The following is a 23,126-nucleotide window of genomic DNA, read 5'->3' on the forward strand; positions in this document are numbered from 1 at the left end:
CTTGTTGAGTTGTCCAGGCAGCTATCGCAACCGCTATGCCAAGCCGGCCAATGTCATTCAACCTATTGAATCAAAACGATTTAATCGAAAAAGAGCCGAGCGATTGCACTCCCCGCTGTCGCAGCTTGCGACAGCCCTGAGACAGCCACCAACGAAACAGCCCGCACGGGGCGGGCTGTTTCGTGACGCGGGCACGGCTCAGGCGTGGTGGATTTCGCGGTCCTTGGTTTCCGGGAGGAAGAAGGTGCCGAGGATGGCCGTCATCACCGCGATGACGATGGGGTACCAGAGGCCGTAGTAGATGTCGCCGGTGGCCGCCACCATGGCGAAGGCGACGGTGGGCAGGAAGCCGCCGAACCAGCCGTTGCCGATGTGGTAGGGCAGCGACATGGAGGTGTAGCGGATGCGCGCCGGGAACAGCTCCACCAGCCAGGCGGCGATGGGGCCGTAGACCATGGTCACGTAGATCACCAGCACGGTCAGCAGCAACAGCACCGCCAGGTGGTTGGTCTTGGCCGGGTCGGCCTTCTCGGGGTAGCCGGCGTCCTTGAGCGCGGCGCCCATCTGCGCGGTGAAGGCTTCGGACTGCGTCTTGAAGTCCGCCGCGGCCAGGCCTGCGCCCTCGAAGCTGGCGATGACCTTGTCGCCGATGTGCACCTGGGCCACGGTGCCGGCTTCGGCCTTGACGTTCTCGTAGGGGATGGCCTTCTTCGCCAGCAGGCTCTTGGCCTGGTCGCAGGAGCTGGTGAATTTGGCCTTGCCCACCGGGTCGAACTGGAAGGCGCAGGCGGACGGGTCGGCGACCACGGTGACCGGGTTCTTCTCCTGGGCGGCGAACACCTCGGGGTTACCGAACTCGGTCAGGCCCTTGAAGATCGGGAAGTAGGTCAGGGCCGCGAGGATGCAGCCGGCCATGACGATCTTCTTGCGCCCGATGCGGTCGGACAGGCTGCCGAAGAACACGAAGAAGGGCGTGCCCAGCAGCAGCGAGCCGGCGATCAGCAGGTTGGCGGTCTGCGCGTCTATCTTCAGCGTCTGCAGCAGGAAGAACAGCGCGTAGAACTGCCCGGTATACCAGACCACGGCCTGGCCGGCGGTGCCGCCGAGCAGCGACATGATCACCACCTTGAGGTTGTCCCAGCGGGCGAAGGATTCGGTCAGCGGCGCCTTGGACGCCTTGCCTTCTTCCTTCATGCGCTTGAACACCGGCGACTCGGAGAGTTGCAGGCGGATGTACACCGAGATGGCCAGCAGCAGGATGGAGAGCAGGAAGGGGATCCGCCAGCCCCAGTCCTCGAAGGCCTCGTTACCCAGGCTGGTGCGGCAGGCCATGATCACCAGCAGCGAGAGGAACAGGCCGAGGGTGGCGGTGGTCTGGATCCACGAGGTGAAGAAGCCGCGCTTGCCCTTGGGTGCGTGCTCGGCCACGTAGGTCGCCGCGCCGCCGTACTCGCCGCCCAGCGCCAGGCCCTGCAGCAGGCGCAGGCTGATGAGGATGATCGGCGCCGCCACGCCTATGCTGGCGTAGCTGGGCAGCATGCCCACCACGGCGGTGGAGATGCCCATGATGACGATGGTGATGAGGAAGGTGTATTTGCGTCCCACCAAATCGCCCAGGCGGCCGAACACGATGGCGCCGAAGGGGCGCACCGCGAAGCCGGCGGCGAAGGCGAGCAGGGCGAAGATGAAGGCGGTGGTCTCGTTGACCCCGGCGAAGAAGTGCTTCGCGATGATCGCCGCGAGCGAGCCGTAGAGGTAGAAGTCGTACCACTCGAAGACGGTGCCGAGGGAGGAGGCGAAGATGACCTTGCGCTCCTCCCGGGTGATGCCTTTGTGGGGTGTGTTGCCCGCGGTCGGGCTGTAGGTCTGCGCCATGTTCTTCTCCGTCTTGTTCTTGTGATGGGCCGGAGTCCTTAACCACCGTTGCCGCACTCGGGCCATGGGGTTGATGCAGCGGAACACGGATAGTCGAAGCGAGACTGCAGACAGGCTTCAGGCTGGCCCGGCAAGGCGTGCGGGCCATCTAGAAGCATAAACGCCATCTTCCAGATATCCAGCCGCGACGGATCGGCTAGAACTAAGAGAGCTGTCTCAGGCTGCAATGGCTGTCGCGAATTGCAACGCCGCGCCGCTCCCGGCTTTGCGCCAAGCAACTGTCGCGCAAGGTGTTTTCGGCGCTGGCACACAATATGTAGAGGCCCGGATGCGCAATCCCGCGGACACAAGCGGGAGACATTCCAAGGAGGCCCGATTTGAAGAGGACGTTCACCCCGTCGCCCGTGTTGCCCGGGTTTGGCGCCCTGGTCGCCACCTGCCTGCTGCTCTGGTTCCTGCCGTTGCTGGGCAACGCCTGGCTGTGGATCGCCGCCGTGCTCATCGTCCTCGGCGCCGCGCGGCCCCGGTGGCGTTCCATGGCCTGGCCGCCGGCCCTGGGGGCGCTGTGCGGCGCCTGCCTGGCGCTGGCCCTGCACCTGCTGGCCGACCATTTCCAGCTGCGCTACGCCTGGCTCTACAGCAGCGCCGGGCTGCCCGGCTACCTGAAGATGGCCAACCTCTGGGGCGGCGACGAGGGCACCGTGCTGCTGCTGGCGACCTTCTGCATGGGCATCGCCGCCGGTCAGGCGCGCCAGGCCGGCTGGGCCGGGCGCGGGATGGCGCTGGTGGCCGCCTGGTACGTGGCCACCGCGGCCTGGCTCGGGCCCTTCTCCGCGACGCCGGCGGACTGGCTGGCGGCGCAGCCCAACCAGGGCATGAATGCCCACCTGCAGACCTTCTGGATGGCCTTCCACGCGCCCCTGGTGCTGGCCGCCTACGCCTGGACCCTGGCGCCGGCCGGGGCCGCGCTGGAGGCGCTGGGGGGCGGTGGCGAGGCCTACGCCGCCGTGGCCTTGCGCTATGGCCGGCGCGCCTGGCTGGTGCTCAGCGCCGGCATCGGCGCGGGCATGGCCTGGGCCATGGAGGACTTCACCTTTGGCCAGCTGTGGCACTGGGACCCGGTGCAGACCTCGGCCTTCGTGGTCTGGGCGCTGCTCGGCGCGGTGCTGCACGGCGCGCGGCGCTGGCGCCCGGACGGGGCCAACCGGCGCCTGCTGCCGCTGCTCAGCCTGCTGGCGGCGGCCATGGCCTGCGGCGCCATGGCGGTGACGCGCAGCACGGTGCTGGCCAGCTCGCACCGCTACATAGGCACCACCTCCTGGCTGGCCCACCTGGGCCTGGCCGCGGCTCTGCTGGTGCTGGCCGGCTGGGCGACGCTGCGGGCGCGGCGCACGGCGGGACGCAAGACGCGTTCGGACTGGACCATGGACCTGGCCATCTACCTGTTCGCCGGCAGCGCGCTATTGGCCCTGGGCGCGCTGCTGCAGGCGCACCTCTACGAATGGCTGGGGCTGGAGCGGCCGAGCGATCTCAAGCCGTTCTTCGAGACGCTCACCGCCTGGGCCACCACCGACGAGATGAACGGCCTGCGCCGCGCCTTCGACCAGTGGGACGTGGACGGCTACGGCCTGGTGCGCTGGCTGCTGCCGTTGCTGGGCCTGCTCGGCCTGGTCGGCGGCTACAGCTTCCTGCGCCGCAGCGGCTGGCCGAAGCTGGCGCTGCTGGCGAGCCTGGCGATGGCCGTGGCCATGCTGCTGGTGGGTTGGCACGGCGGCTGGCTGAGCGCCGGCTACAGCGGCCAGGGCATGCTTTCGCAGAACATCGTGGTGGTGCTGCCCTGGCTGGATGCGGCGTTGCTGGGCGGCGCCTTCCTGCTGGCCAGCTGCGCGTTCTGGTGCGTGCTCGCCCTGTGGCGCAGCCGGCGCCTGGGCAACCTGCGCTACAGCGGCGGGGTGGCGCTGATCCACGGCGGCGCGGTGGTCGCCCTGGTCGGCGGGCTGGCGGCCACGGCGCTGAACACCTACCTGCAGGTGACCATCCCGCCGGGCGCCTCTTTCGAGCAGTGGCAGGCGCTGGCCAACGGCATGCAGTTGCGGGTGCTGCCCGACAGCACCCGGGCGGACCGCGCCGGCTACCACTCGGTGGCGCGGGTGGAGCTGCGCGAGGGCGGCCGCCAGCTGGAGGGCCACGCGCTGTTCCAGGACAGCCGCGGCAACCCGCCGGCCTACCAGGGCCCGGTGCGCCAGCTGTGCGAAATCCTCGACTACCACTACGCGCGCTTCGCCTCGGACCGCGGCTACGTGCTGCACCCGTTCATCATCCGCGGCTGGCTGGGCGACCTACAGGTGTGGGTGCCGGCCTCGCCACGGCTGATGGGGCAGAAGGGCGAGGCCATCGAGAGCCTGGTGGTGATCCGCAGCTACCCGCTGCTGTCGTTCGTCTGGCTCGGGTTGGCCTGCATGCTGCTCGGCGCCCTGCTGCTGCCCGGCGCGGGCGTATCGCGCAAGCGCGTCCATACTGCATCCCAGGCGCGTCTTGAGGGCTTGTCTCAGAGTTAGACAGCAATCGCGAAATTAGACGTGCCAACTTGTCGCAGGGTGGCCCGGAAACCTGTCGAAAGCCTGATTCGACGGGGCCTCCAAAGTAGTGGCACACAACCTGCTAAACAGCTGGAGAGCTAGACGGAACCAGCTGTTCGCCCAGCGGTGGGCACAGAACAATTTCAACAAGAAACACCGAGGAGGCCTGATCTTGAAGATGACACGACTTCGGCACTACCTGGGCGCCGGAACCCTGGCCGCAATGGCCATGGCGCTGCAGCAGCCGGCCCACGCCGCCGATGGCCAGACCATCATCAACGCCAAGTGCATGGCGTGCCACACCCCTGAGGGCAACAATTCCCTGAGCCGCATCAGCCACCAGCGCAAGACGCCGGAGGGCTGGCTGATGAGCATCGCGCGGATGCAGGTGATGTACGGGCTGAAGATCAGCGACGAGGATCGCCGCGCGGTGGTCAAGTTCCTCGCCGACAAGCAGGGCCTGGCGCCCAGCGAGACCGACGGCGTGCGCTACGCCCTGGAGCGCCGGCTGAACACCGTCGAGCATTTCGATAGCAACTTCGAGCAGATGTGCGCCCGCTGCCACTCGGCTGCGCGCATCGCCCTGCAGCGCCGCCCGGCGGCGGAGTGGGAGAAGCTGGTGAACTTCCACCTGGGCCGCTGGCCGTCGCTGGAGTACCAGGCGCTGTCCCGCGACCGCGACTGGTTCGACCTGGCGAAGAAGGAGATGGTCCCCGAGCTGGCCAAGCGCTACCCGCTGGATACCAAGGCCTGGAGCGACTGGCAGAAGAGCCGGCCGAAGGCCGAGTCCCTGGCCGGGGAATGGAGTTTCGCCGGGCACATGCCGGGCAAGGGCGACGTGGCCGGCACCATGAGCGTTTCCGGCGGCGCGGACGATCAGTTCAAGGTCAGCGTCAAGGGCCAGTACGCCGACGGCACGCCGTTCGACGGCGAAGGCAGCGCGGTGCTGTACAACGGCTACGAGTGGCGCGGCAACGTGAAGGTCGGCGACGAGACCCTGCGCCAGGTGTTCGCGGCGCTGAAGGGCCAGATGCAGGGCCGCATGTTCGACAAGGCCCATGACGAGCGCGGCCTGGACTTCGTCGCCGCGCAGAAGGGCACCAGCCACGTGCTGGGCGTGCAGCCGGCGTTCCTCAAGGCCGGCAGCGAGACCGAGGTGAGCGTCATCGGCAGCGGCCTGAAGGGCAAGCCGTCGTTCGGCAAGGGCGTGGAGGTGGTCTCCGTGGTCTCGGAAACCCCCGAGCGCGTGACCGTGAAGGTCAAGGCCGACGCCTCGGCCGCCGCCGGCGAGCGTGAAGTCAGCGTCGGCAGCGCCAAGGGCGGCAGCCTGGCGGTCTACCAGGACATAGCCGAGGTCAAGGTGGTGCCGGAGTTCTCCGTCTCGCGCATCGGCGGCAACGGCGGTTCCACGCCCAAGGTCCAGGGCAGCTTCGACGCCGAGGCCTGGGGCAAGGGCGCCGACGGCAAGCCGTTCCGCATCGGCGTGTTCCCGGCCAAGTGGTCGGTGGAGCCCTTCGACGACCGCGCCAAGGAAGATCAGGACGTCAAGTTCGCAGGTGTGATGGACGCCGACACCGGCATCTTCACCCCGGGCGATGCCGGCCCCAACCCCGAGCGCAAGATGATGACCAACAACGCCGGCAACCTGAAGGTGATCGCCGCCGTGGACGACGCTGGCAAGACGCACCAGGGCGAAGGCCACATGATCGTCACCGTGCAGCGCTGGAACAACCCGCCCATTCCGTGATCCGGGGTGGGATGAACTGAACGCATGAACCCCCGCCCGCGGGCGGGGCGTACCAAGCAAGTTCCGGGAGGTCGCCATGGGCGCCATCTTGAATCTGGTCGAACGCAACCTGCACGAAGTGCGGGTGGACGCCGACCGCCTGTTGTTCCACATCCCCAGCTCCTCGCTGTTCGCCAGCGACGAGCTGACCGGCGGGATCATCGATGCCCTGCGCGGGCACGCCTGCTCGCCGGAAGAGCTTTCGCAGCGCCTGGCCGGACGTTTCGAGGCCAACGAGATCGACGAGACCCTGCGCGAGCTGATCGCGCTGGAGCTGGTCAGCGACGGCTCGCCGCTCACCCCTGAAATTGGCATCAAGAAAGTTGATCGCACGGCGCTAAACACCGTGGTGCTGAACGTCAACACTGGCTGTAACCTCAGTTGCACCTACTGCTACAAGGAAGACCTGGACAAGCCCTCGGCCGGCAAGAAGATGGGCGCGGAAACCGCCGAAGCCTCGGTGGAGATGCTGCTCAAGGAATCGCCCGATGAGAAGCGCTACACCGTGGTGTTCTTCGGCGGCGAGCCGCTGTCCAACCGGCCGCTGATCGAGCACATGGTGGCCTACTGCGAGCGCCGCTTCGGCGAGCTGGGCAAGCAGGTGGAGTTCGTCATGACCACCAACGCCACGCTGCTCACCGAGGAGATCATCGACTGGCTCAACGCCCACCGCTTCGGGCTTTCCGTCAGCATTGACGGGCCCAAGACGGTGCACGACCGCAACCGCATCACCGTGGGCGGGCAGGGCACCTACGACGTGGTGCGGCGCAAGGCCGACATGCTGCTGTCGCGCTACACCAGCCGCCCGGTGGGCGCGCGGGTGACCCTGACCACCGGCGTCACCGACGTCGAGACCATCTGGAACCACCTGTTCAACGAGATGGGCTTCGCCGAAGTCGGTTTCGCCCCGGTGACCTCGGGCGACATCAGCACCTTCAACCTCACCAGCGACGAGCTGCAACAGGTCTTCGCCAACATGAAGGCCCTGGGCCGCCGCTACCTGGCGGAGGCGCTGGAGGGGCGCAACATCGGCTTCTCCAACCTGCACCAGTTGATCACCGACATCCACGAGGGGCAGAAGAAGGCCCTGCCGTGCGGCGCCGGGCTGAAGATGCTGGCGGTGGACCACAAGGGCGAGCTGAACCTGTGCCACCGCTTCACCGGCTCGTCGCTGCCGACCTTCGGCAACGTGCACAACGGGGTGAAGCAGGCCGAGCTGAACGAGTTCCTCTCCCAGCGCCTGGATCGCACCGACACCGGCTGCGCCAGCTGCCGCATCCGCAACCTGTGTTCCGGCGGCTGCTACCACGAGAGCTACGCGCGCTATGGCGACCCGGCGCACCCCACCTACCACTACTGCGAACTGATGAGGGACTGGGTGGACTTCGGCATCGAGGTCTACAGCCGGATCATGGCTTCGAACCCCAGCTTCATCGACCGCCACATCACTCCGCGGAAGGCGCACTGACATGAAACATCTCAAAGCGATCAACAACAAGGCGCAGCAGCTGGAGCAGGCCGCCGCCGAGGACCGCATCGAGGACGTGGTGGCGATGAACTCGGTCGCCGGCTGCGCCTCCACCACCGACCCGGGCTGGGAGATCGACGTGTTCGGCGGGGTTTCCTCGCTGTGCCAGCCGATGGAAGCCGACCTCTACGGCTGCTCCGACCCCTGCTGGTGGCCGGCCCAGGTGCCGGACATGATGAGCACCTACCCCGACTGGAACAAGGACGCGCAGGCCTCCGCGGAGAACTGGCGCAACCTCGGCACCGTATTCCCGGACGACAAATGAGCGGACAGAAGAACAAGAGGAAGCACTGCATGTCCAGAAAAGCATTCGCCGCCGTCCTCGGTGGCCTCTCGCTGGCCTGCGCGCTGCACGCCGCAGCCGCCGCCAACGAGGACAAGGCCCTGGAAAGTGGCCACGAGTACCTGGTGTCCACCAACTACCCGAACAACCTGCACGTCATCGACATGCAGACCGACAAGCTCTACAAGACCTGCACCATTCCCGGCGCCTATGGCCCGGGCATGATCCAGCTGTCGCCCGACCGCAAGATCGCCTACGTGCTGAGCAATCACTACGCGGACATCTACGGCCTGCAGCTGGACGACTGCAAGCCGGTGTTCCACGCCACCATCGCGCAGAAGGCGGGCGAGAACGCGCGCTCGATGTTCTCCATGACCGTCAGCCACGACGGCAAGGAGATCTACGCCATCGCCAACCCGACGCTGATCCTCGCCGAACACTACGAGGTGCAGCAGCCGCGCCTGCAGGTCTACGCCGCCGACGGTGGCATGGACGCCAAGCCGATCCGCACCTTCCCGGCGCCGCGCCAGCTGACCATCATGCAGACCGGCGACGATGGCACCCTGTACGTGGCCGGCCCGGACATCTACAAGGTGGACGTGAAGACCGGCAAGTTCGACGTGCTGATCCCCAGCCGCAACTGGAAGCGCCCGAACTACGCGCCGCCGGACGTGCTCTACGTGTGGAACCAGCAGACCTACCCGCGTGATTTCTCGCTGCTGTACACCACCGCGAAGTTCAAGGACGCCAAGCAGGACCCGGCCACCGCCGACTACCTGTACGGCTTCTTCAACATCGACCTGGCCACCGGCAAGACCGAGACCGTGGACTTCGGCCCGGTCACCGAGGTGTACTTCAGCGGCATCCGCTCGCCGAAGGACCGCAACGTGATGTATGGCGTGCTCAACCGCCTGGTCAAGTACGACATCAAGGCGCAGAAGCTGGAGAAGGCCGCCAGCCTCGACCACTCCTACTACTGCCTGACCGCCAACAAGGCCGGCACCAAGCTGTACCTGACCGGCACCCTGAACGACGTGGCGATCTTCGACGCCGACAGCCTGGAGCGCATCGGCGACCTGAAGCTGCCCGGCGGCGATATGGCGATCACCACCAGCCAGGCCTTCATCCGCTGAAAACGCCGGGCGCCGCCTGTTGGCGGCGCCCGGTCGGGCTTTTTTCAGGCGCCGGGGTCGACGGCTTCCGGCTCCGCTTCCTCCGCGCTCAGGTAGCGTTGTGCGCCGCAATGGCTGCAGCGCTGATAGAGCATCAGCACCTCGCCCACTCGGGTGGGCACGCCTTCGCTCCAGCGGCAGCCCAGGAAAAAGCAACGTAATCGCATGAGACCTCCCGTCGGGAATGGCTCCCGACCGCAGAACAGGCAGCGTGGGTTCGGATCGTCCCGGCTTGTTCTTGTCTGGCGACGGTCGCGGCCAGCATCCGCCCGGCGCTCTAGAATGGGCAATCTAATCGCCGCAGGGCCCGTGGGACGGGGCTGCGCGGCCTTGTCGCTCCAACTGCCGTCGCCTTTTCGGTCGATTGACCCGCCGGGGCATATCCCTAGCATCCGGGGTGGCGGCGGTTCCGCACCCGGTGCGGACGCCAGGTTTCGAACGATGGGGGCCACGAGGGCCCGGGGTGAAGCAATGAGCAAGAACAAGAAAGGCCGCGCGCTGGTGACCGGCGCTTCCGCCGGCATAGGCGCGGCCTATGCCCAGCGCCTGGCGTCGCGGGGCCACGACCTGCTGCTGGTGGCTCGCGACCGCGAGCGCCTGATGGCCCTGGCCGCCTGCCTGCAGGCCGAGTACGGAGTGGACGTCGACATCCTGCCGGCGGACCTGACCCAGCCGAAGGAACGCGCCCGGGTGGAAACGCGCCTGGTGGCGGATGCCGAGATCGACATGCTGGTGAACAACGCCGGGATGGCGGTCAAGGGCAGCATGGTGGAGGCGGGGCTGGACCAGCTGGAACAGATGATCACCCTCAACGTGCTGGCCTCGGCGCGCCTGGCCGGCTGCGCGGCCAAGGCCTTCGCCGCGAAGGGGCGGGGCACCATCATCAACCTCACCTCGATCCTGGCCCTGGCGCCGGAGCAGTTCAACGGCGTGTACAGCGGCACCAAGGCCTTCCTGCTCAACCTGAGCATCTCCATGCAGCAGGAACTGGCGCCCCTGGGCGTGCGCGTGCAGGCGGTGCTGCCGGGCGCGACCCGCACGGAAATCTGGGACCGCTCGGGCACCGACGTGCCGGAAGACATCCTCATGGAAGTCGGCCACATGGTCGACGCCGCCCTGGCCGGCCTGGCCCAGGGCGAGGTCATCACCATCCCGGCATTGCCCGACATGCAGGACTTCGAAGCCTACACCCGCGCCCGGCAGAAGCTGGCGCCATTGCTCTCCGGGCGCCTGCCGGCGGAGCGGTATGGGGTGCAGGTGGATTGAGCCGGGGCATTCCGGAGCGCACGGCTTTTCGTAGGAGCGAGCTTGCTCGCGAACGGTGTTTTGCCTGGGGTTGTGGGTGTGGGGCTTGAGAACGCCCTCTCCCTAACCCTCTCCCTGAAGGGAGAGGGGACCGTTGGGCAGATGCTGATAGTTCGGCGTTAGCCGGCTAGCACAGTGATTACCGGCTGAAACCATTCCTTCTCTCGGCACGGACTAGCCCCCTCTCCCTTCAGGGCGGGGCGCGCAGCCGAGGGCTGGGGAGAGGGCGCGGAGTCAACCCGAGGCGCCGACGCTGCCAGCGAATCCCCCTGTAGGAGCGCGCCCTGCGCGCGAAAATCGCGGGCAGGGCCCGCTCCTACAGTTCACCTGCAACATCGCGCTTGAGATAGCGCTTGGTGCTTTCCAGAATGCGCCCGGACAACGCCGGATCAGCCACGCTGCGCGACAGCAGCAGTGCACCGACCAGCGTCGCCAGGGTCGCCACCGCCTGGTCCGGCTCATGGCCCTCGGGCAGAACCTTCTCCAGACGCTCCAGGCGCTGGATAAGGGCCAGGTCGGTAGTCGGGCTGGGCTTGCCGCGGGCGCCCAGTTCGGCGCTCAGGGTGGGGAAGGGGCAGCCGCGCTCGGGGTGGTCGCGGTGCTGCTCGGAGAGGTATTCGTCGATGAAGTTCGCCAGCGCGTCCGGCCCGCCGAAGGTCTTGCCGGCCACTTCGGCGAGCTGCTCGGAGGCCGCCTGCAGGGCAATCTCCACCAGTTCTTCCTTGGACTTGAAGTGCGCGTAGAAGCCGCCGTGGGTCAGCCCCAGGGCCTTCATCAGCGTCTGCAGACCGGTGGCTTCCACACCCTCGCTGCGGAAACGCCGCGAGGCCTCGTCGATGATGCGCTGGCGCGTCTGGGCCTTGTGGTCTTCGGAGTAGCGCATGGGCGTGTTCCCGGGCTGAATGACATGTCGGTCGTCATTCTAACCTCGGCACTGATCCTGCGTTGTAGGACTTCAGACAAGGCTGTCAGGATCGCCGACGAACATGCTGATGCGCGAGCGCAGCCAGCGTTCGGCCGGGTCGTTGTCCTGGGCGCCGCGCCAGACCATCGACAGCTCCGCCGGGCGCGGGGTGAAGGGCGGTTCCTCGGCGCGCAGGCCGCCGGCGGCGGTCAGCGCCAGGGCCGCGTAGTCCGGCACGGTGGCGATCAGGTCGGTGCCGGCGAGCAGCGCCCCCAGGCCGTTGAACTGCGGCACCGCCAGCACCACCTGGCGCTTGCGGTCGAGGGTCGCCAGCTGTTCGTCGACGAAGCCCTCCAGATCGCCGGCGTAGGACACCATGGCGTGGGGCCGGGTGCAGTAGTCGTCCAGGCTCAGCTGGCCGGGCACCGAGTCGGCGCGCAGCACCTTCCACTTGCTGCGGCGCAGGGTCTTGCGCTTGGCGTTGGCCGGCAGCTCGTCGGTGTAGCTGACGCCCGCGGAAATCTCGCCGGAGGCCAGCAACTGCGGCATCAGCAGGTAGTTGGCGCGGCGCACCACCAGGACGATGCCCGGCGCCTCGGAGCGCAACCGGCGCAGCAGCGCCGGCAGCAGGCCGAACTCGACGTCGTCGGACAGGCCGATGCGGAACACCGACTTGCTGGTGGCCGGGTCGAAGTCGGCGGCGCGGCTCAGGGCGGTGGAGATGGAGTCCAGCGCCGGCGACAGGTGGCCGAAGATCTCCTGGGCCCGCGCGGTGGGCTCCATGCTGCGGCCGGTGCGGACGAACAGCGGGTCGTCGAACAGGTTGCGCAGGCGCGCCAGGGCCGCGCTGATCGCCGGCTGGCCGAGGAACAGCTTCTCGGCGGCGCGGGTCACGCTGCGCTCGTGCATCAGCGTTTCGAAGACGATCAACAGGTTGAGGTCAACCTTGCGGAGGTCGTTGCGGTTCATGGGGGCTCCCTGACGATGGGGGAAAAGTGAAGCGCGGCGCGTCTGGCGTCAAGGTCTGACAGATAAGTCCTTGATCATTTTCCGCATTCTTCCTTAGCAAGACGCTTCATTGCCGTTATCCTTCCCTACTGCGCAGCCGTATTTTTCGGGCGTTGCCTGGCGCTCCGGCCTGCGCGATCGATATGCCTGCGGAATCATCGGCATTTATGTCGACTATCGATAGCGGTGGGTAGCAAGCACAAGAAAGCCCGGATAGAGTCCGTGGCTATAAAGCATCAAAGGCGAGGTATGTGATGTCCCGCATGATCCGATTCCACCAGTTCGGTGATGCCTCGGTACTCAAACTCGAGGAAGTCCCGACCCCGCAACCGGGGCCGGATGAAGTCCTGATCCGCACCCAGGCGCTGGGCGTGAGCTGGCGCGACGTGCTCTGGCGGCAGAACCTGGCGCCCGACCAGGCCCAGCTGCCCGCCGGGATCGGCTACGAACTGGCCGGCGTGGTCGAGGCGGTGGGCGCGAACGTCACCGATCTTGCGCCCGGCATGGCCGTGGCCAGCTTCCCGGCCGACTCGCCGAACCAGTACCCGGCCTGGGGCGATTACGTGGTGATGCCGCGCACCTCGCTGACGCGCTACCCGGACAACCTGAGCCCCGTCGAGGCCGCGGTGCACTACACCGGCCTGCTGTACGCCTACTTCGCCCTGGTCGAGCTGGCCAGGCTGCAGCCGGGCCAGCACGTGCTGATCACCGAGGCCGGGCACTGCCTGGCGCCGCAGTCGATCCAGCTGGCCAAGGCCCTGGGCGCCAAGGTCATCGCCACCACCAGCCACGAGAACACCCGCGACTTCATCCGCAGCCTGGGCGCCGACAAGGTGATCTACACCGAGGAGCAGGACCTGGTGCTGGAAGTCGAGCGCTTCACCGACGGCAAGGGCGTGGAGGTGGTCCTGGACCAGTGCGCCGGCCCGCAGATGAAGCTGCTGGGCGACGTCGCCGCGCCGCGCGGCAAGCTGATCCTCTACGGCATCAACGGCGGCAACGACGCCACCTTCCCGGCCTGCGCGGCCTTCAAGAAGCACCTGCAGTTCTACCGCCACTGCGTGCTGGACTTCACCGGCCAGCCGGAAATCGGCCTGACGCGCAACGACGAGGCGGTGCAGCGGGCGCTGCAGGCGATCAACCAGATGACCGCCGACCAGTTGCTCAAGCCGAGCATCGACAAGGTCTTCGACTTCGCCAAGTTCCGCGAGGCCAGCAACTACATGGAAAGCTGCCCCGGCGGCGGCCGGGTGGTGATGAAGGTCGCCGACTGACCTGCCTGCCCGCGCGATGCCAGAAGCCACTCCCCGGAGTGGCTTCGGTGTTTCTGCGTCCCCGTTTTTCGTAGGAGCGCCAAACCTGTAGGAGCGGGCCCTGCCCGCGATTCGCGCGCAGGGCGCGCTCCTACAAGGGGCACGGCGCGGGGAAACCTGTAGGAGCGGATCTCATCCGCGAATCGCGCCGGGACCTCCGGCTATCGCGGACAAGGTCCGCTCCTACGGGGACATGCCGTGCCTCCCGGAGACCTGTAGGAGCGGGCCCTGCCCGCGATTCGCGCGCAGGGCGCGCTCCTACAAGGGGCACGGCGCGGGGAAACCTGTAGGAGCGGATCTCATCCGCGAATCGCGCCGGGATGTCCGGCTATCGCGGACAAGGTCCGCTCCTACGGGGACATACCGTGCCTCCCGGAAACCTGTAGGAGCGGGCCCTGCCCGCGATTCGCGCGCAGGGCGCGCTCCTACAAGGGGCACGGCGCGAGGCAACCCGTAGGAGCGGATCTCATCCGCGAATCGCGCTGGGATGTCCGGCTATCGTGGACAAGGTCCGCTCCTGCAAGGAATGGCGTGGGTGGGCCGCATCCAGCGCAGGATCGGGCAAGCCTGCGCAGGACCGGGCAAGCCACTGGGCGGGGTTTTCCCGTATCGTCGCGGCATTCGGCCAGGGAAGCGCCTAGGCTGAATCCATTCCCCACGGAGCGGCCTTGGCTCCGGACTTCCACATCACCCGAACAAAGAGGTGAGCGCCTGATGATCAAGCTGAAACTCAACGGCAAGGACCACGAATTCGACGCGCCCGGGGAAATGCCCCTGCTCTGGGCGCTGCGCGACGTCGCCTTGCTCACCGGCACCAAGTATGGCTGCGGCATGGCCCTGTGCGGGGCCTGCACCGTGCACGTCGACGGCCAGCCCACGCGCTCCTGCGTGACGCCCCTGGCGGCGGTGGCCGGCAAGCAGGTCACCACCATCGAGGCGGTGGCCGAGCAGGCCGCCGGCAAGGCGGTGCAGGAGGCCTGGCGCAAGCTGGACGTGGTGCAGTGCGGCTACTGCCAGTCCGGCCAGATCATGTCGGCCACGGCGCTGCTGGCCGGCAACAAGAGCCCCAGCGACGCCGACATAGACGCGGCCATGAGTGGCAACATCTGCCGCTGCGCCACCTACGTACGCATCCGCGCGGCCATCCACGAAGCCGCACAGAACCTGGCCTGAGGAGGCGCGACATGGCAGACCTGCAGCAACGAGCCAGCCGTGAGCCGGAAGACGCCGGCGACGGCATCCTCAACGTCAGCCGCCGGCATTTCCTGCGTGGCGCCGGCGGCCTGGCCCTGGGCATCTACTTCGCGCCGCTGCTGGGCCGTTTCGGCGACCCGCAGGCCGCCGCGGCCAAGGCCTTCGAGCCCAACGCCTTCGTGCGTATCGCCCCGGACGGCACGGTAACGGTGATCGCCAAGCACGTGGAAATGGGACAGGGCAGCTACACCGGCCTGGCCACCCTGCTGGCCGAGGAGCTGGACGCCGACTGGAGCAAGGTCCGCGTCGAAGGCGCCCCGGCCGACGCCAAGCGCTACGCCAACCTGGCCTTCGGCACCCTGCAGGGCACCGGCGGCAGCAGCGCCATGGCCAACTCCTTCGAGCAGATGCGCAAGGCCGGGGCCACGGCCCGGGCCATGCTGGTGGCAGCGGCGGCGCAGCAGTGGAAGGTGCCGGCCGAGCAGATCGAGGTGCACGACGGCGTGGTCGAGCATAAGGCTTCCGGGCACAAGGTCGGGTTCGGCCAACTGGCCGAGGCGGCGGCCAAACAGCCGGTGCCGGCGGAGGTGAAGCTCAAGGCGCCGGAGGACTTCAAGCTGATCGGCCAGGTGAAACTGCCGCGCAAGGACAGCCAGGACAAGACCGACGGCCAGGCGCGCTTCACCCAGGATGTGCATCTGCCGGACATGCTGGTGGCCGTGGTGGCGCACCCGCCGCGCTTCGGCGGGGTGCCGGCGAAGGTCGACGACAGCAAGGCCAAGGCCGTGCCCGGCGTGGTGGCGGTGGTGCAGTTCCCGGGCAGCGACTCGCGCTTCGCCGGCGTCGCCGTGCTGGCGAAGAACACCTGGGCGGCGCGCCAGGGGCGTGACGCCCTGCAGGTGGAGTGGGACGAGAGCAACGCCTTCCGCATGGGCAGCGCCGAAATCTTCGCCAAGTACCAGGAACTGGCGGCCAAGCCCGGCGTGGTGGCGCGCAACGAGGGCGACATCGCCAAGGCGCTGGACAAGCCGGCCAAGCTGATCGAGGCGCAGTACCAGTTCCCATTCCTGGCCCATGCCTCCATGGAGCCGCTGAACTGCGTGGTCAAGCTCTCCGACGGCGCCTGCGAGATCTGGAACGGCGAGCAGTGGCAGACCGGCGACCAGATGGCGGTCGGGCAGTTGCTGGGCATCGCCTCGGAGAAGGTCTCGATCACCCAGCTGTACGCCGGCGGCAGCTTCGGCCGCCGCGCCAACCCGCACTCGGACTATGTGCTGGAGGCCGTCTCGATCGCCAAGGCGGCCCGCGAGCACGGCCACAAGGGGCCGGTGAAGATGGTCTGGACCCGCGAGGACGACACCCGCGGCGGCTACTACCGCCCGGCCTTCCTGCACAGAGCGCGCCTGGCGCTGGACGGGCAGGGCAACCTGGTGGGCTGGGAGCAGCATCTGGTGGGGCAGTCGTTCATGGTCGGCACGGCCTTCGAGAAGGTGATGGTCAAGGACGGCATCGACCAGGTGGCGGTGGAGGGCGCAGCGGACCTGCCCTATGCGGTGCCCAACCTGCACGTGGAGCAGACCCTGGTGCCGGAGGTCAAGGTGCCGACGCAGTGGTGGCGCTCGGTGGGCCACACCCACACGGCCTATTCCACCGAAACGCTGATCGACGAAGCCGCGGTGGCCGCCGGCAAGGACCCCTACGAATTCCGCCGCGCCCTGCTGGAAAAACACCCGCGGCACCTGGGCGTGCTCGACCTGGTGGCCGACAAGGCCGGCTGGAAGCAGCCGCTGAAGGCCGGCGGGGAAGGCGAGAAGCGCGGCCGCGGAATCGCCGTGCACGAGTCCTTCGGCAGCTTCGTGGCGCAGGTAGTGGAAGTCACGGTGAAGGCCGACAAGAGCTTCCGCATCGACCGCGTGGTCTGCGCCGTGGACTGCGGCCTGGCGATCAACCCGGACGTGATCCGCGCGCAGATGGAAGGCGGCATCGGCTACGGCCTGGCCATGGCCCTGCACAGCGCCATCACCCTCAAGGAGGGCGTGGTCGAGCAGTCCAACTTCCACGACTTCCAGGTGCTGCGGATCAACGAGATGCCGGCGGTGGAGGTGCACATAGTGCCGTCCAGCGAGGCGCCCACCGGCGTCGGCGAACCCGGCGTGCCACCGGCGGCGCCGGCCCTGGCCAATGCCCTGGCGGCGGCCACCGGCAAGCGCATCCGCAACCTGCCGATCGGCAACCAGCTGCAGGCCTGAGGCCGGTGGTGAGGGCGGCCCGCTGCCTCGTGCAGTGGGCCGTTGCCTTTTCCGCGGCCGGCACCCGATATTTCCGGCGCGGCCGCGCCAAGGCAGGTATCCTTGTCGGCAGGCGTCCGCCCGGATGCCCCTTTCTACTGGAGCTGTGACATGACCCGCGACAAGCAACTCTTCCCCGACGACGAGATCGGTGACGCCCTGTGGGCCCTGCAGGAAGACGGCGAGGACCTTTCGTTCGAGCGTGAGGTGGAATTCGCCGTGATCTTCCCGGAAGAGCAGGCGGCGCTGGATTTCGCCATCCTCCTGCTGCAGAACGGCCAGAAGGTGGCCTATTCCGAGTACGACGGCGACCCGGCCAACCCCTGGCAGGTCCTGGCCTACCCGGTGATGGAGCCGACCCACGAGAGCATCAGCGGCTACGAGGAACTGCTGGCCGAGCATTCCGAACCGCTGGGCGGCAAGACCGACGGCTGGTCGGCGCTCTGAGGCGGGATGTGGTGGAAAAAGCCGGGGCAGGTCCCCGGCTTTTTTGTGGGCGCGGGATCTTATCCGCGATTGGGCATTACCTGTAGGAGCGGGCCCTGCCCGCGATTCGCGCGCAGGGCGCGCTCCTACAATGGGAATGGCACGGGTGGGGCGGCGTAGGAGCGGATCTCATCCGCGAATCGCGCCGGGACGTCCGGTCATCGCGGACAAGGTCCGCTCCTACGGGGAAACGCCATACCTGATGGCGAACTGTAGGAGCGGGCCCTGCCCGCGAATCGCGCGCAGGGCGCGCTCCTACAATGGGAATGGCGCGGGTGGGGCGGCGTAGGAGCGGATCTCATCCGCGAATGGCGCCGGGACGTCCGGTCATCGCGGACAAGGTCCGCTCCTACGTAGCAGGCGAGCATTGCTTCTCGTAGGAGCGAGCTTGCTCGCGAACCGCATGGCATCGGGTTTGTTCGCGAGCAAGAACTAGGCGTCCCCCTCGCTCCTACGAAGAGCGTCTTGGCGTAGCCGGCTTACGGCACCGGCTCGGCCTTTTCGGCCACCTGGCGCAGGGCCCTTTCGTAGTAGTCGGCCGATTGCGCGCCGGAGATCAGCTGGCGGCCGTTGATGATCACCGCCGGCACGGCGCGGATGCCGTGACTGGTGAAGAATTCCTCTTCCTCGATCACTTCGCTGGCATAGGCGTCGCTGTCGAGGATCTCGCGGGTGCGCACCGGGTCCAGGCCGACGCTGGTGGCCAGGTCCAGCAGTTCCTCGTTGTCGCTGATGTTGCGCCCTTCGCCGAAGTAGGCGTGCAGCAGCGCCTGCTTCAGCGCAAGGTCGCGGCCCTGTTCGGCGGCCCAGTGCAGCAGGCGGTGGGCGTCGAAGGTGTTGTAGATGCGCTGGCGCTTGTGCAGGTCGAAGTGGAAGCCGACTTCCTCGCCGAAGTCGCGGATGCGCTTGTGATTGCTGGCGATGTCTTCGGCGCTGCTGCCGTACTTGCGCTGCAGGTGCTCGACCAGGTCCTCGCCTTCGGCGGGCATGTCGGCATTGAGTTCGAAGGGCTTGATCCGCAGTTCGACGTCGATCTCGCCGTCGACGCGCTGGATGGCTTCGAGCAATCCGCAAAGGCCGATGGCGCACCAGGGGCAGACCACGTCTGAGACGAAATCGAGGGTGATGGCTTCGCGCATACGGGCGATCTCCGCCTTGGGGTTTCGGTGTTCAAGCATGGACCTTTTTGCCCTGGGTGATCCAGTGCCGGCGGGGAGTGGCGTAGCTACTCATCTCTGGTGGCTTTAGGTTTTATTTTTATCTATATGATATATAAGGAATATTTCTATTCTAGAAATGACTTTAACTCGGGCGTGCTTCCAACCGCTCGAGTACACACTGCAGGCCTTGCCCCGCCTGGATTCCGGCACGATGGTGGGATACGGAGGAAGTGACTGAATGTGAGGTTGTTTCTCTATATCTGAAATAACTTATTGATATTTAATAACTTATCATGTGAATGCGTAGGTTTTTCCTGCCGGTGGTCGTATATTCGACATTAGAAGCAAAATGCAAACTACTGAAAAATAATGGAATTATTTTCGAGATTTGCTAGCCGTTCGACCAACGCCTTGGCAACCCGCCCTCACTCGATCGCCCGATCGAGGAAACCCAGGAATTCGACGATGGCGGCAGGCAGATGGCGCCCCTGCAGCGTGACGATCTGCAACACGCTGGCCTGCATGGTGTCGTCCGCCACCGGCACCGCGACCACGCCTTCGGGCAGGTTGCCGCCCCGGCTGCCCAGGGAACTGATGAACATCAGCGTCCCGGCCGCCAGGGCGAAGGCCTTCAGGCTTGCCATGGAGTTGGTGGTGAATACCGGCTCCATGGACAGCCCCTGGGTGGCCAGCGCGGTGTCGACCAGCTGGCGTTGCGTGCGCTGCTGGTCCGGCAGGGCCATGGGCTCGGACGCCAGGTCGGCCAGGGTGACCTGTTCCCGCGTGGCCAGCGGATGGTCGCGCGGCACCAGCACGTGCATCGGCCGGCGCACGATGCGTTCCACCTTCACCCCGGCCGGCGCGGAATAGCTGTAGGTGATGCCGATGTCGGCGCTGCCGTCGCCGACGCGCGCGCAGATGTCCGCCGAGTTGCCCACCCAGACGTGGAAGCGCACGCCCGGGTAGGTGCGGCGGTAGTCCGCGAGTATCCGCGGCAGCCAGTCGATGGCGAAGCCCTCGTAGGCCGCCAGGCGCACCAGGCCGCGGTGCGGGCCCTGCAGTTCGCGCACGTCCGCCAGGGCCCTTTCGGTGTCCAGGGCGATGCGCCGGGCGCGCTGCGCCAGCAGTTCGCCGGCCGGGCTGAGCAGCATGCCGCGCGGCCGCCGTTCGAACAGCTCGACACCCAGTTCCTGTTCCAGGCGGGCGATTTGCCGGCTGATCGCCGAGCCGGAGACGTGCAATCGGGCCGAGGCCTCGGTGATGGAGCCGCTGCGGGCCACTTCCAGGAAGTAACGCAGGGCTAGATGCTGCATGGCGGTTGTGCTTTGCATAAAAGGCAAGGGTGGCTGCGAATTAATGAAATTGTGGCATCGCGCGCGGACTGCTAACAATCCTCGCCGACAGACCGGGCAGAACAACAACAACGAAACCCCTCTGGGAGATCATCGATGTCCGTATTCACCGGCGAGGCGATTGCCGAGGCCACCGCCATCCGCCAGCAACTGCACAGCCACCCCGAACTCAAGTACGAAGAGCACGCCACCGCCGACCTCGTCGCCGCCTTCCTGCGCCGCCATGGCTACGAAGTGCGCACCGGCGTGGCCGGGACCGGCGTCGTCGCGCTGCTCGACACCGGCCGCCCCGGCCCCACCATCGGCCTGCGCGCCGACATGGATGCCTTGCCGATCCTGGAGGACACCGAGCTGCCCTATGCCTCGCGCACGCCGGGCAAGATGCACGCCTGCGGCCACGACGGGCACACCGCCTCGCTGCTGCTGGCCGCCGGCCGGCTCGCCCGGCATCACGACCATCTTCGCGGCCGCATCAAGCTGCTGTTCCAGCCCGCGGAGGAAGGCGGCCTGGGCGCCGAACGGATGATCGAGGAGGGCGCGCTGGAGGGCGTCGAGGCCATCTTCGGCTACCACAACCGCCCGGGCTATCCGCTGGGCCGGGTGTTCGCCAAGGCCGGGCCGAGCATGGGCGGCAGCTCGCTGTACGAGGTCACCATCAGCGGCAAGGGCGGCCATGCCTCGCGCCCGGACCTGGCCATCGACCCGATCTTCGTCGGCGCGGCGGTGGTCCAGGCGCTGCAGGGCGTGGTCGGTCGCCGCCTGTCGCCGCTGGAGTCGGGCGTGGTGACGGTCACGCAGTTCCATGGCGGCAACAGCCAGAACGTCATCCCCGGCCAGGCGACGCTGATGATCAACACCCGCGACGGCTCGCCGGAAGCCGCCGCGGTGATCGACGAGACGCTGCGCCGCATCGTCGCCCAGGTCTGCCAGGCCCATGGCGCCAGTGCTGAGCTGGCGCGGACGATGCGCATCCCGGCGCTGGTCAACGACGCCGCCGAAACCGCGTTCGTGGTGGAAACCGCCATCGACGCCCTCGGCGCGGACAAGGCGGGCTACATGCACCAGCTTCCCACCATGGGGGCGGAAGATTTCGCTTTCTACCTGGAGAAAGTGCCGGGCTGCTATTTCTTCGTCGGCAACGGCGAGGACGGCGCCTACCTTCACCATCCGCACTACGACTATCGCGACGAAATCCTGCCCATCGCGGCGGGCATGTTCGTCGCCATCGCCGAGCGGCGCCTCGGGACCAATCCCTGAGCGAAGGCACTCACGGGCCCGCGCCGCGCCGCCATCCTGCGGCGGCGCCGAGGCGGGCCATCCGGCAATCCGTGCAGGCCAGCTTCGCCGCGCCCCGAGCGGCCGGCGGCTGGCAAAGGAAAATCCACCATGCAGCGTTTCTTCAACGCCATCGAACGGGCGGGCAACAAGCTCCCGCACCCGGTCGTCCTGTTCGCCTGGCTGTGCCTGGGCGTCGCGCTCCTGTCCTGGGCGCTGGCGGCGTCCGGGGTGTCCGGCGTCCATCCCAAGACCGGCGACCTGGTCACGGTCAGGAGCCTGGTTTCCGGCGAGGGCCTGGTCTTCGCACTGACCTCGGTGGTCAGGAACTTCGTCAGCTTCCCGCCGCTGGGCGCGGTGCTGGTCATCCTGCTGGCCATCGGCGTGGCCGACAAGACCGGGCTGGTCGGGGCGCTGATGCAGGTGAGCGTGATGAAGGCCCCGCGCTACCTGACCACCTTCGTCATCTTCCTCGTCGGCATGTGCAGCCACGTGGCCGCCGACGCCGCCTTCGTCATCCTCATCCCGCTGTCGGCGATGATCTTCCAGGCCACCGGGCGCAACCCCCTGGTCGGCGCGGTGACCGGCTTCGTCGCGGTGGGGGCGGGCTACGATGCCAGCCTGCTGATCACCCCGACCGACGTGATCCTCTCCGGGATCACCACCAGCGCGGCGCAGACAATCGACCCCGCGGCCTACGTCTCGCCCATCGACAACTACTATTTCGTCGCCTGTTCCGCCGTGCTGCTGTCGGTGATCGGCGCCTTCATCATCGAGCGCATCGTCGAGCCCCTGGCCGGCCCGTACCGCGGCAGCGTGGTGGTCGACATCCAGCCGATCAGCGTGCGGGAGTTCAAGGGGCTGAAGCGCGCCGGCTGGGCGGCGCTGGTGCTGGCCGCCCTGGTCCTCGCCGCGGTGCTGCCGGCCGGCTCGCCGCTGCGCAACCCCGAGGGCGGGCTGGTGCCTTCGCCGTTCCTCATCAGCGCGGTGGCCGTCTTCGCCATCTTCTTCCTGGTCCTGGGCTGGGTCTACGGCCGCAGCGTGGGGAAGATCGGCGACGCCCGCGATGCCATCGGCTTCATGGCCGAGGCGATCAAGGAGCTGGCGCCGACCCTGGTGCTGTTCTTCGCCATCTCGCAGTTCCTCGCCTGGTTCAAGTGGACGCACCTGGGCGAATGGATCGCCGTCGGCGGCTCGCACCTGCTCGACAGCAGCGGCTTCGGCGGCATCCCGCTGGTGCTGGCGTTCCTGGGCCTGGTGACGGTGATGAACCTGTTCATCACCTCGGGTTCGGCGCAGTGGTCGCTGATGGCCCCGATCTTCGTGCCGATGCTGATGCTGGTGGGCTTCGAGCCGGCCTTCGTGCAGGCGGCGTACCGCATCGCCGATTCCTCGACCAACATAGTCACGCCCATGAGCCCCTACTTCAGCCTGTGCCTGGCCTTCCTGCAGCGCTACCAGAAGGACGCCGGGATCGGCACCCTGGCGTCGATGACCATCCCGGTGGCCCTGGGCTTCCTGCTGTGCTGGACGCTGTTCCTCATCCTCTGGATGGAGCTGGGGCTGCCGATCGCCCCCGGCGTGGGCCTGTACCTCGACTGAGCGGGGGCCGGGCGAG

At 67.4% G+C, this 23,126-nt stretch carries 18 protein-coding genes; 12 read left to right on the forward strand and 6 right to left on the reverse strand.

The genetic code is table 11. From position 1 onward, the window contains the following. Positions 1-198 precede the first annotated feature (198 nt). Positions 199-1,875, reverse strand: a complete 1,677-nt coding sequence (locus ACTWJ5_RS15715) for an MFS transporter (protein WP_444439421.1) — start codon at positions 1,873-1,875, stop codon at positions 199-201. A gap of 377 nt (positions 1,876-2,252) precedes the next feature. On the opposite strand from ACTWJ5_RS15715, the gene ccsA reads away from it, so the two are divergent. The 5 genes from ccsA to peaD all read left to right on the forward strand — a co-directional run bounded on the left by ccsA (position 2,253) and on the right by peaD (position 9,184). Next, entirely contained in the window at positions 2,253-4,433 is a 2,181-nt protein-coding gene (gene ccsA / locus ACTWJ5_RS15720) for a cytochrome c biogenesis protein CcsA (RefSeq protein ID WP_444439423.1), read from the forward strand. Positions 4,434-4,677: 244 nt separating this feature from the next. Further along, on the forward strand, positions 4,678-6,201 hold the full coding sequence (gene peaA / locus ACTWJ5_RS15725) for a quinohemoprotein amine dehydrogenase subunit alpha (RefSeq protein WP_444439600.1): 1,524 nt from the start codon (positions 4,678-4,680) through the stop codon (positions 6,199-6,201). Between the two features lie 76 nt (positions 6,202-6,277). Beyond that, a complete protein-coding gene (peaB, locus tag ACTWJ5_RS15730) occupies positions 6,278-7,708 on the forward strand; it encodes a quinohemoprotein amine dehydrogenase maturation protein (RefSeq protein WP_444439425.1) in 1,431 nt (476 codons plus the stop codon). A 1-nt stretch (position 7,709) separates the two neighbouring features. After that, a complete protein-coding gene (gene qhpC / locus ACTWJ5_RS15735; protein WP_009620363.1) occupies positions 7,710-8,033 on the forward strand; it encodes a quinohemoprotein amine dehydrogenase subunit gamma in 324 nt (107 codons plus the stop codon). Between the two features lie 29 nt (positions 8,034-8,062). Further along, a complete protein-coding gene (peaD, locus tag ACTWJ5_RS15740; RefSeq protein WP_249920010.1) occupies positions 8,063-9,184 on the forward strand; it encodes a quinohemoprotein amine dehydrogenase subunit beta in 1,122 nt (373 codons plus the stop codon). 44 nt (positions 9,185-9,228) lie between these two features. Here the strand turns inward: peaD and ACTWJ5_RS15745 are convergent, their stop codons facing one another. Then, positions 9,229-9,390 (reverse strand): PSPA7_2676 family Cys-rich small protein, encoded by a 162-nt coding sequence (locus ACTWJ5_RS15745; RefSeq protein ID WP_280954436.1) that lies wholly within the window; start codon positions 9,388-9,390, stop codon positions 9,229-9,231. A 304-nt stretch (positions 9,391-9,694) separates the two neighbouring features. Between ACTWJ5_RS15745 and ACTWJ5_RS15750 the strand changes: the two genes are divergently transcribed. Then, positions 9,695-10,489, forward strand: a complete 795-nt coding sequence (locus ACTWJ5_RS15750) for an SDR family NAD(P)-dependent oxidoreductase (RefSeq protein WP_253391193.1) — start codon at positions 9,695-9,697, stop codon at positions 10,487-10,489. Between the two features lie 355 nt (positions 10,490-10,844). Here the strand turns inward: ACTWJ5_RS15750 and ACTWJ5_RS15755 are convergent, their stop codons facing one another. Then, positions 10,845-11,411 (reverse strand): TetR/AcrR family transcriptional regulator, encoded by a 567-nt coding sequence (locus ACTWJ5_RS15755; RefSeq protein ID WP_074986390.1) that lies wholly within the window; start codon positions 11,409-11,411, stop codon positions 10,845-10,847. Positions 11,412-11,483: 72 nt separating this feature from the next. Next, positions 11,484-12,401 (reverse strand): LysR family transcriptional regulator, encoded by a 918-nt coding sequence (locus ACTWJ5_RS15760; RefSeq protein WP_074986388.1) that lies wholly within the window; start codon positions 12,399-12,401, stop codon positions 11,484-11,486. A 293-nt stretch (positions 12,402-12,694) separates the two neighbouring features. Between ACTWJ5_RS15760 and ACTWJ5_RS15765 the strand changes: the two genes are divergently transcribed. From ACTWJ5_RS15765 to ACTWJ5_RS15780, 4 genes are all read left to right on the forward strand, one after another. Continuing rightward, positions 12,695-13,714, forward strand: a complete 1,020-nt coding sequence (locus tag ACTWJ5_RS15765; protein ID WP_074986385.1) for a zinc-dependent alcohol dehydrogenase family protein — start codon at positions 12,695-12,697, stop codon at positions 13,712-13,714. A gap of 753 nt (positions 13,715-14,467) precedes the next feature. After that, a complete protein-coding gene (locus tag ACTWJ5_RS15770; RefSeq protein WP_043272645.1) occupies positions 14,468-14,926 on the forward strand; it encodes a (2Fe-2S)-binding protein in 459 nt (152 codons plus the stop codon). Between the two features lie 11 nt (positions 14,927-14,937). Beyond that, positions 14,938-17,196 carry a molybdopterin cofactor-binding domain-containing protein gene (locus ACTWJ5_RS15775; protein ID WP_444439429.1) on the forward strand — a complete coding sequence of 753 codons (2,259 nt, stop codon included), beginning with the start codon at positions 14,938-14,940 and terminating at the stop codon, positions 17,194-17,196. A 150-nt stretch (positions 17,197-17,346) separates the two neighbouring features. Then, a complete protein-coding gene (locus tag ACTWJ5_RS15780; protein ID WP_009620390.1) occupies positions 17,347-17,682 on the forward strand; it encodes a ribonuclease E inhibitor RraB in 336 nt (111 codons plus the stop codon). 518 nt (positions 17,683-18,200) lie between these two features. Here the strand turns inward: ACTWJ5_RS15780 and ACTWJ5_RS15785 are convergent. Further along, entirely contained in the window at positions 18,201-18,860 is a 660-nt protein-coding gene (locus tag ACTWJ5_RS15785; RefSeq protein WP_444439602.1) for a DsbA family oxidoreductase, read from the reverse strand. A gap of 446 nt (positions 18,861-19,306) precedes the next feature. After that, on the reverse strand, positions 19,307-20,194 hold the full coding sequence (locus tag ACTWJ5_RS15790) for a LysR family transcriptional regulator (protein ID WP_061561827.1): 888 nt from the start codon (positions 20,192-20,194) through the stop codon (positions 19,307-19,309). Positions 20,195-20,329: 135 nt separating this feature from the next. Here ACTWJ5_RS15790 and ACTWJ5_RS15795 point away from each other — a divergent pair, with 135 nt between their 5' ends. Further along, positions 20,330-21,490 carry a M20 metallopeptidase family protein gene (locus tag ACTWJ5_RS15795; RefSeq protein ID WP_444439432.1) on the forward strand — a complete coding sequence of 387 codons (1,161 nt, stop codon included), beginning with the start codon at positions 20,330-20,332 and terminating at the stop codon, positions 21,488-21,490. Between the two features lie 129 nt (positions 21,491-21,619). Further along, positions 21,620-23,110 (forward strand): AbgT family transporter, encoded by a 1,491-nt coding sequence (locus ACTWJ5_RS15800; RefSeq protein ID WP_444439434.1) that lies wholly within the window; start codon positions 21,620-21,622, stop codon positions 23,108-23,110. Positions 23,111-23,126 lie beyond the last annotated feature (16 nt).

Origin of the sequence: Pseudomonas sp. A6, from assembly GCF_052367875.1 — a bacterium.
Lineage (GTDB): Bacteria > Pseudomonadota > Gammaproteobacteria > Pseudomonadales > Pseudomonadaceae > Pseudomonas > Pseudomonas citronellolis.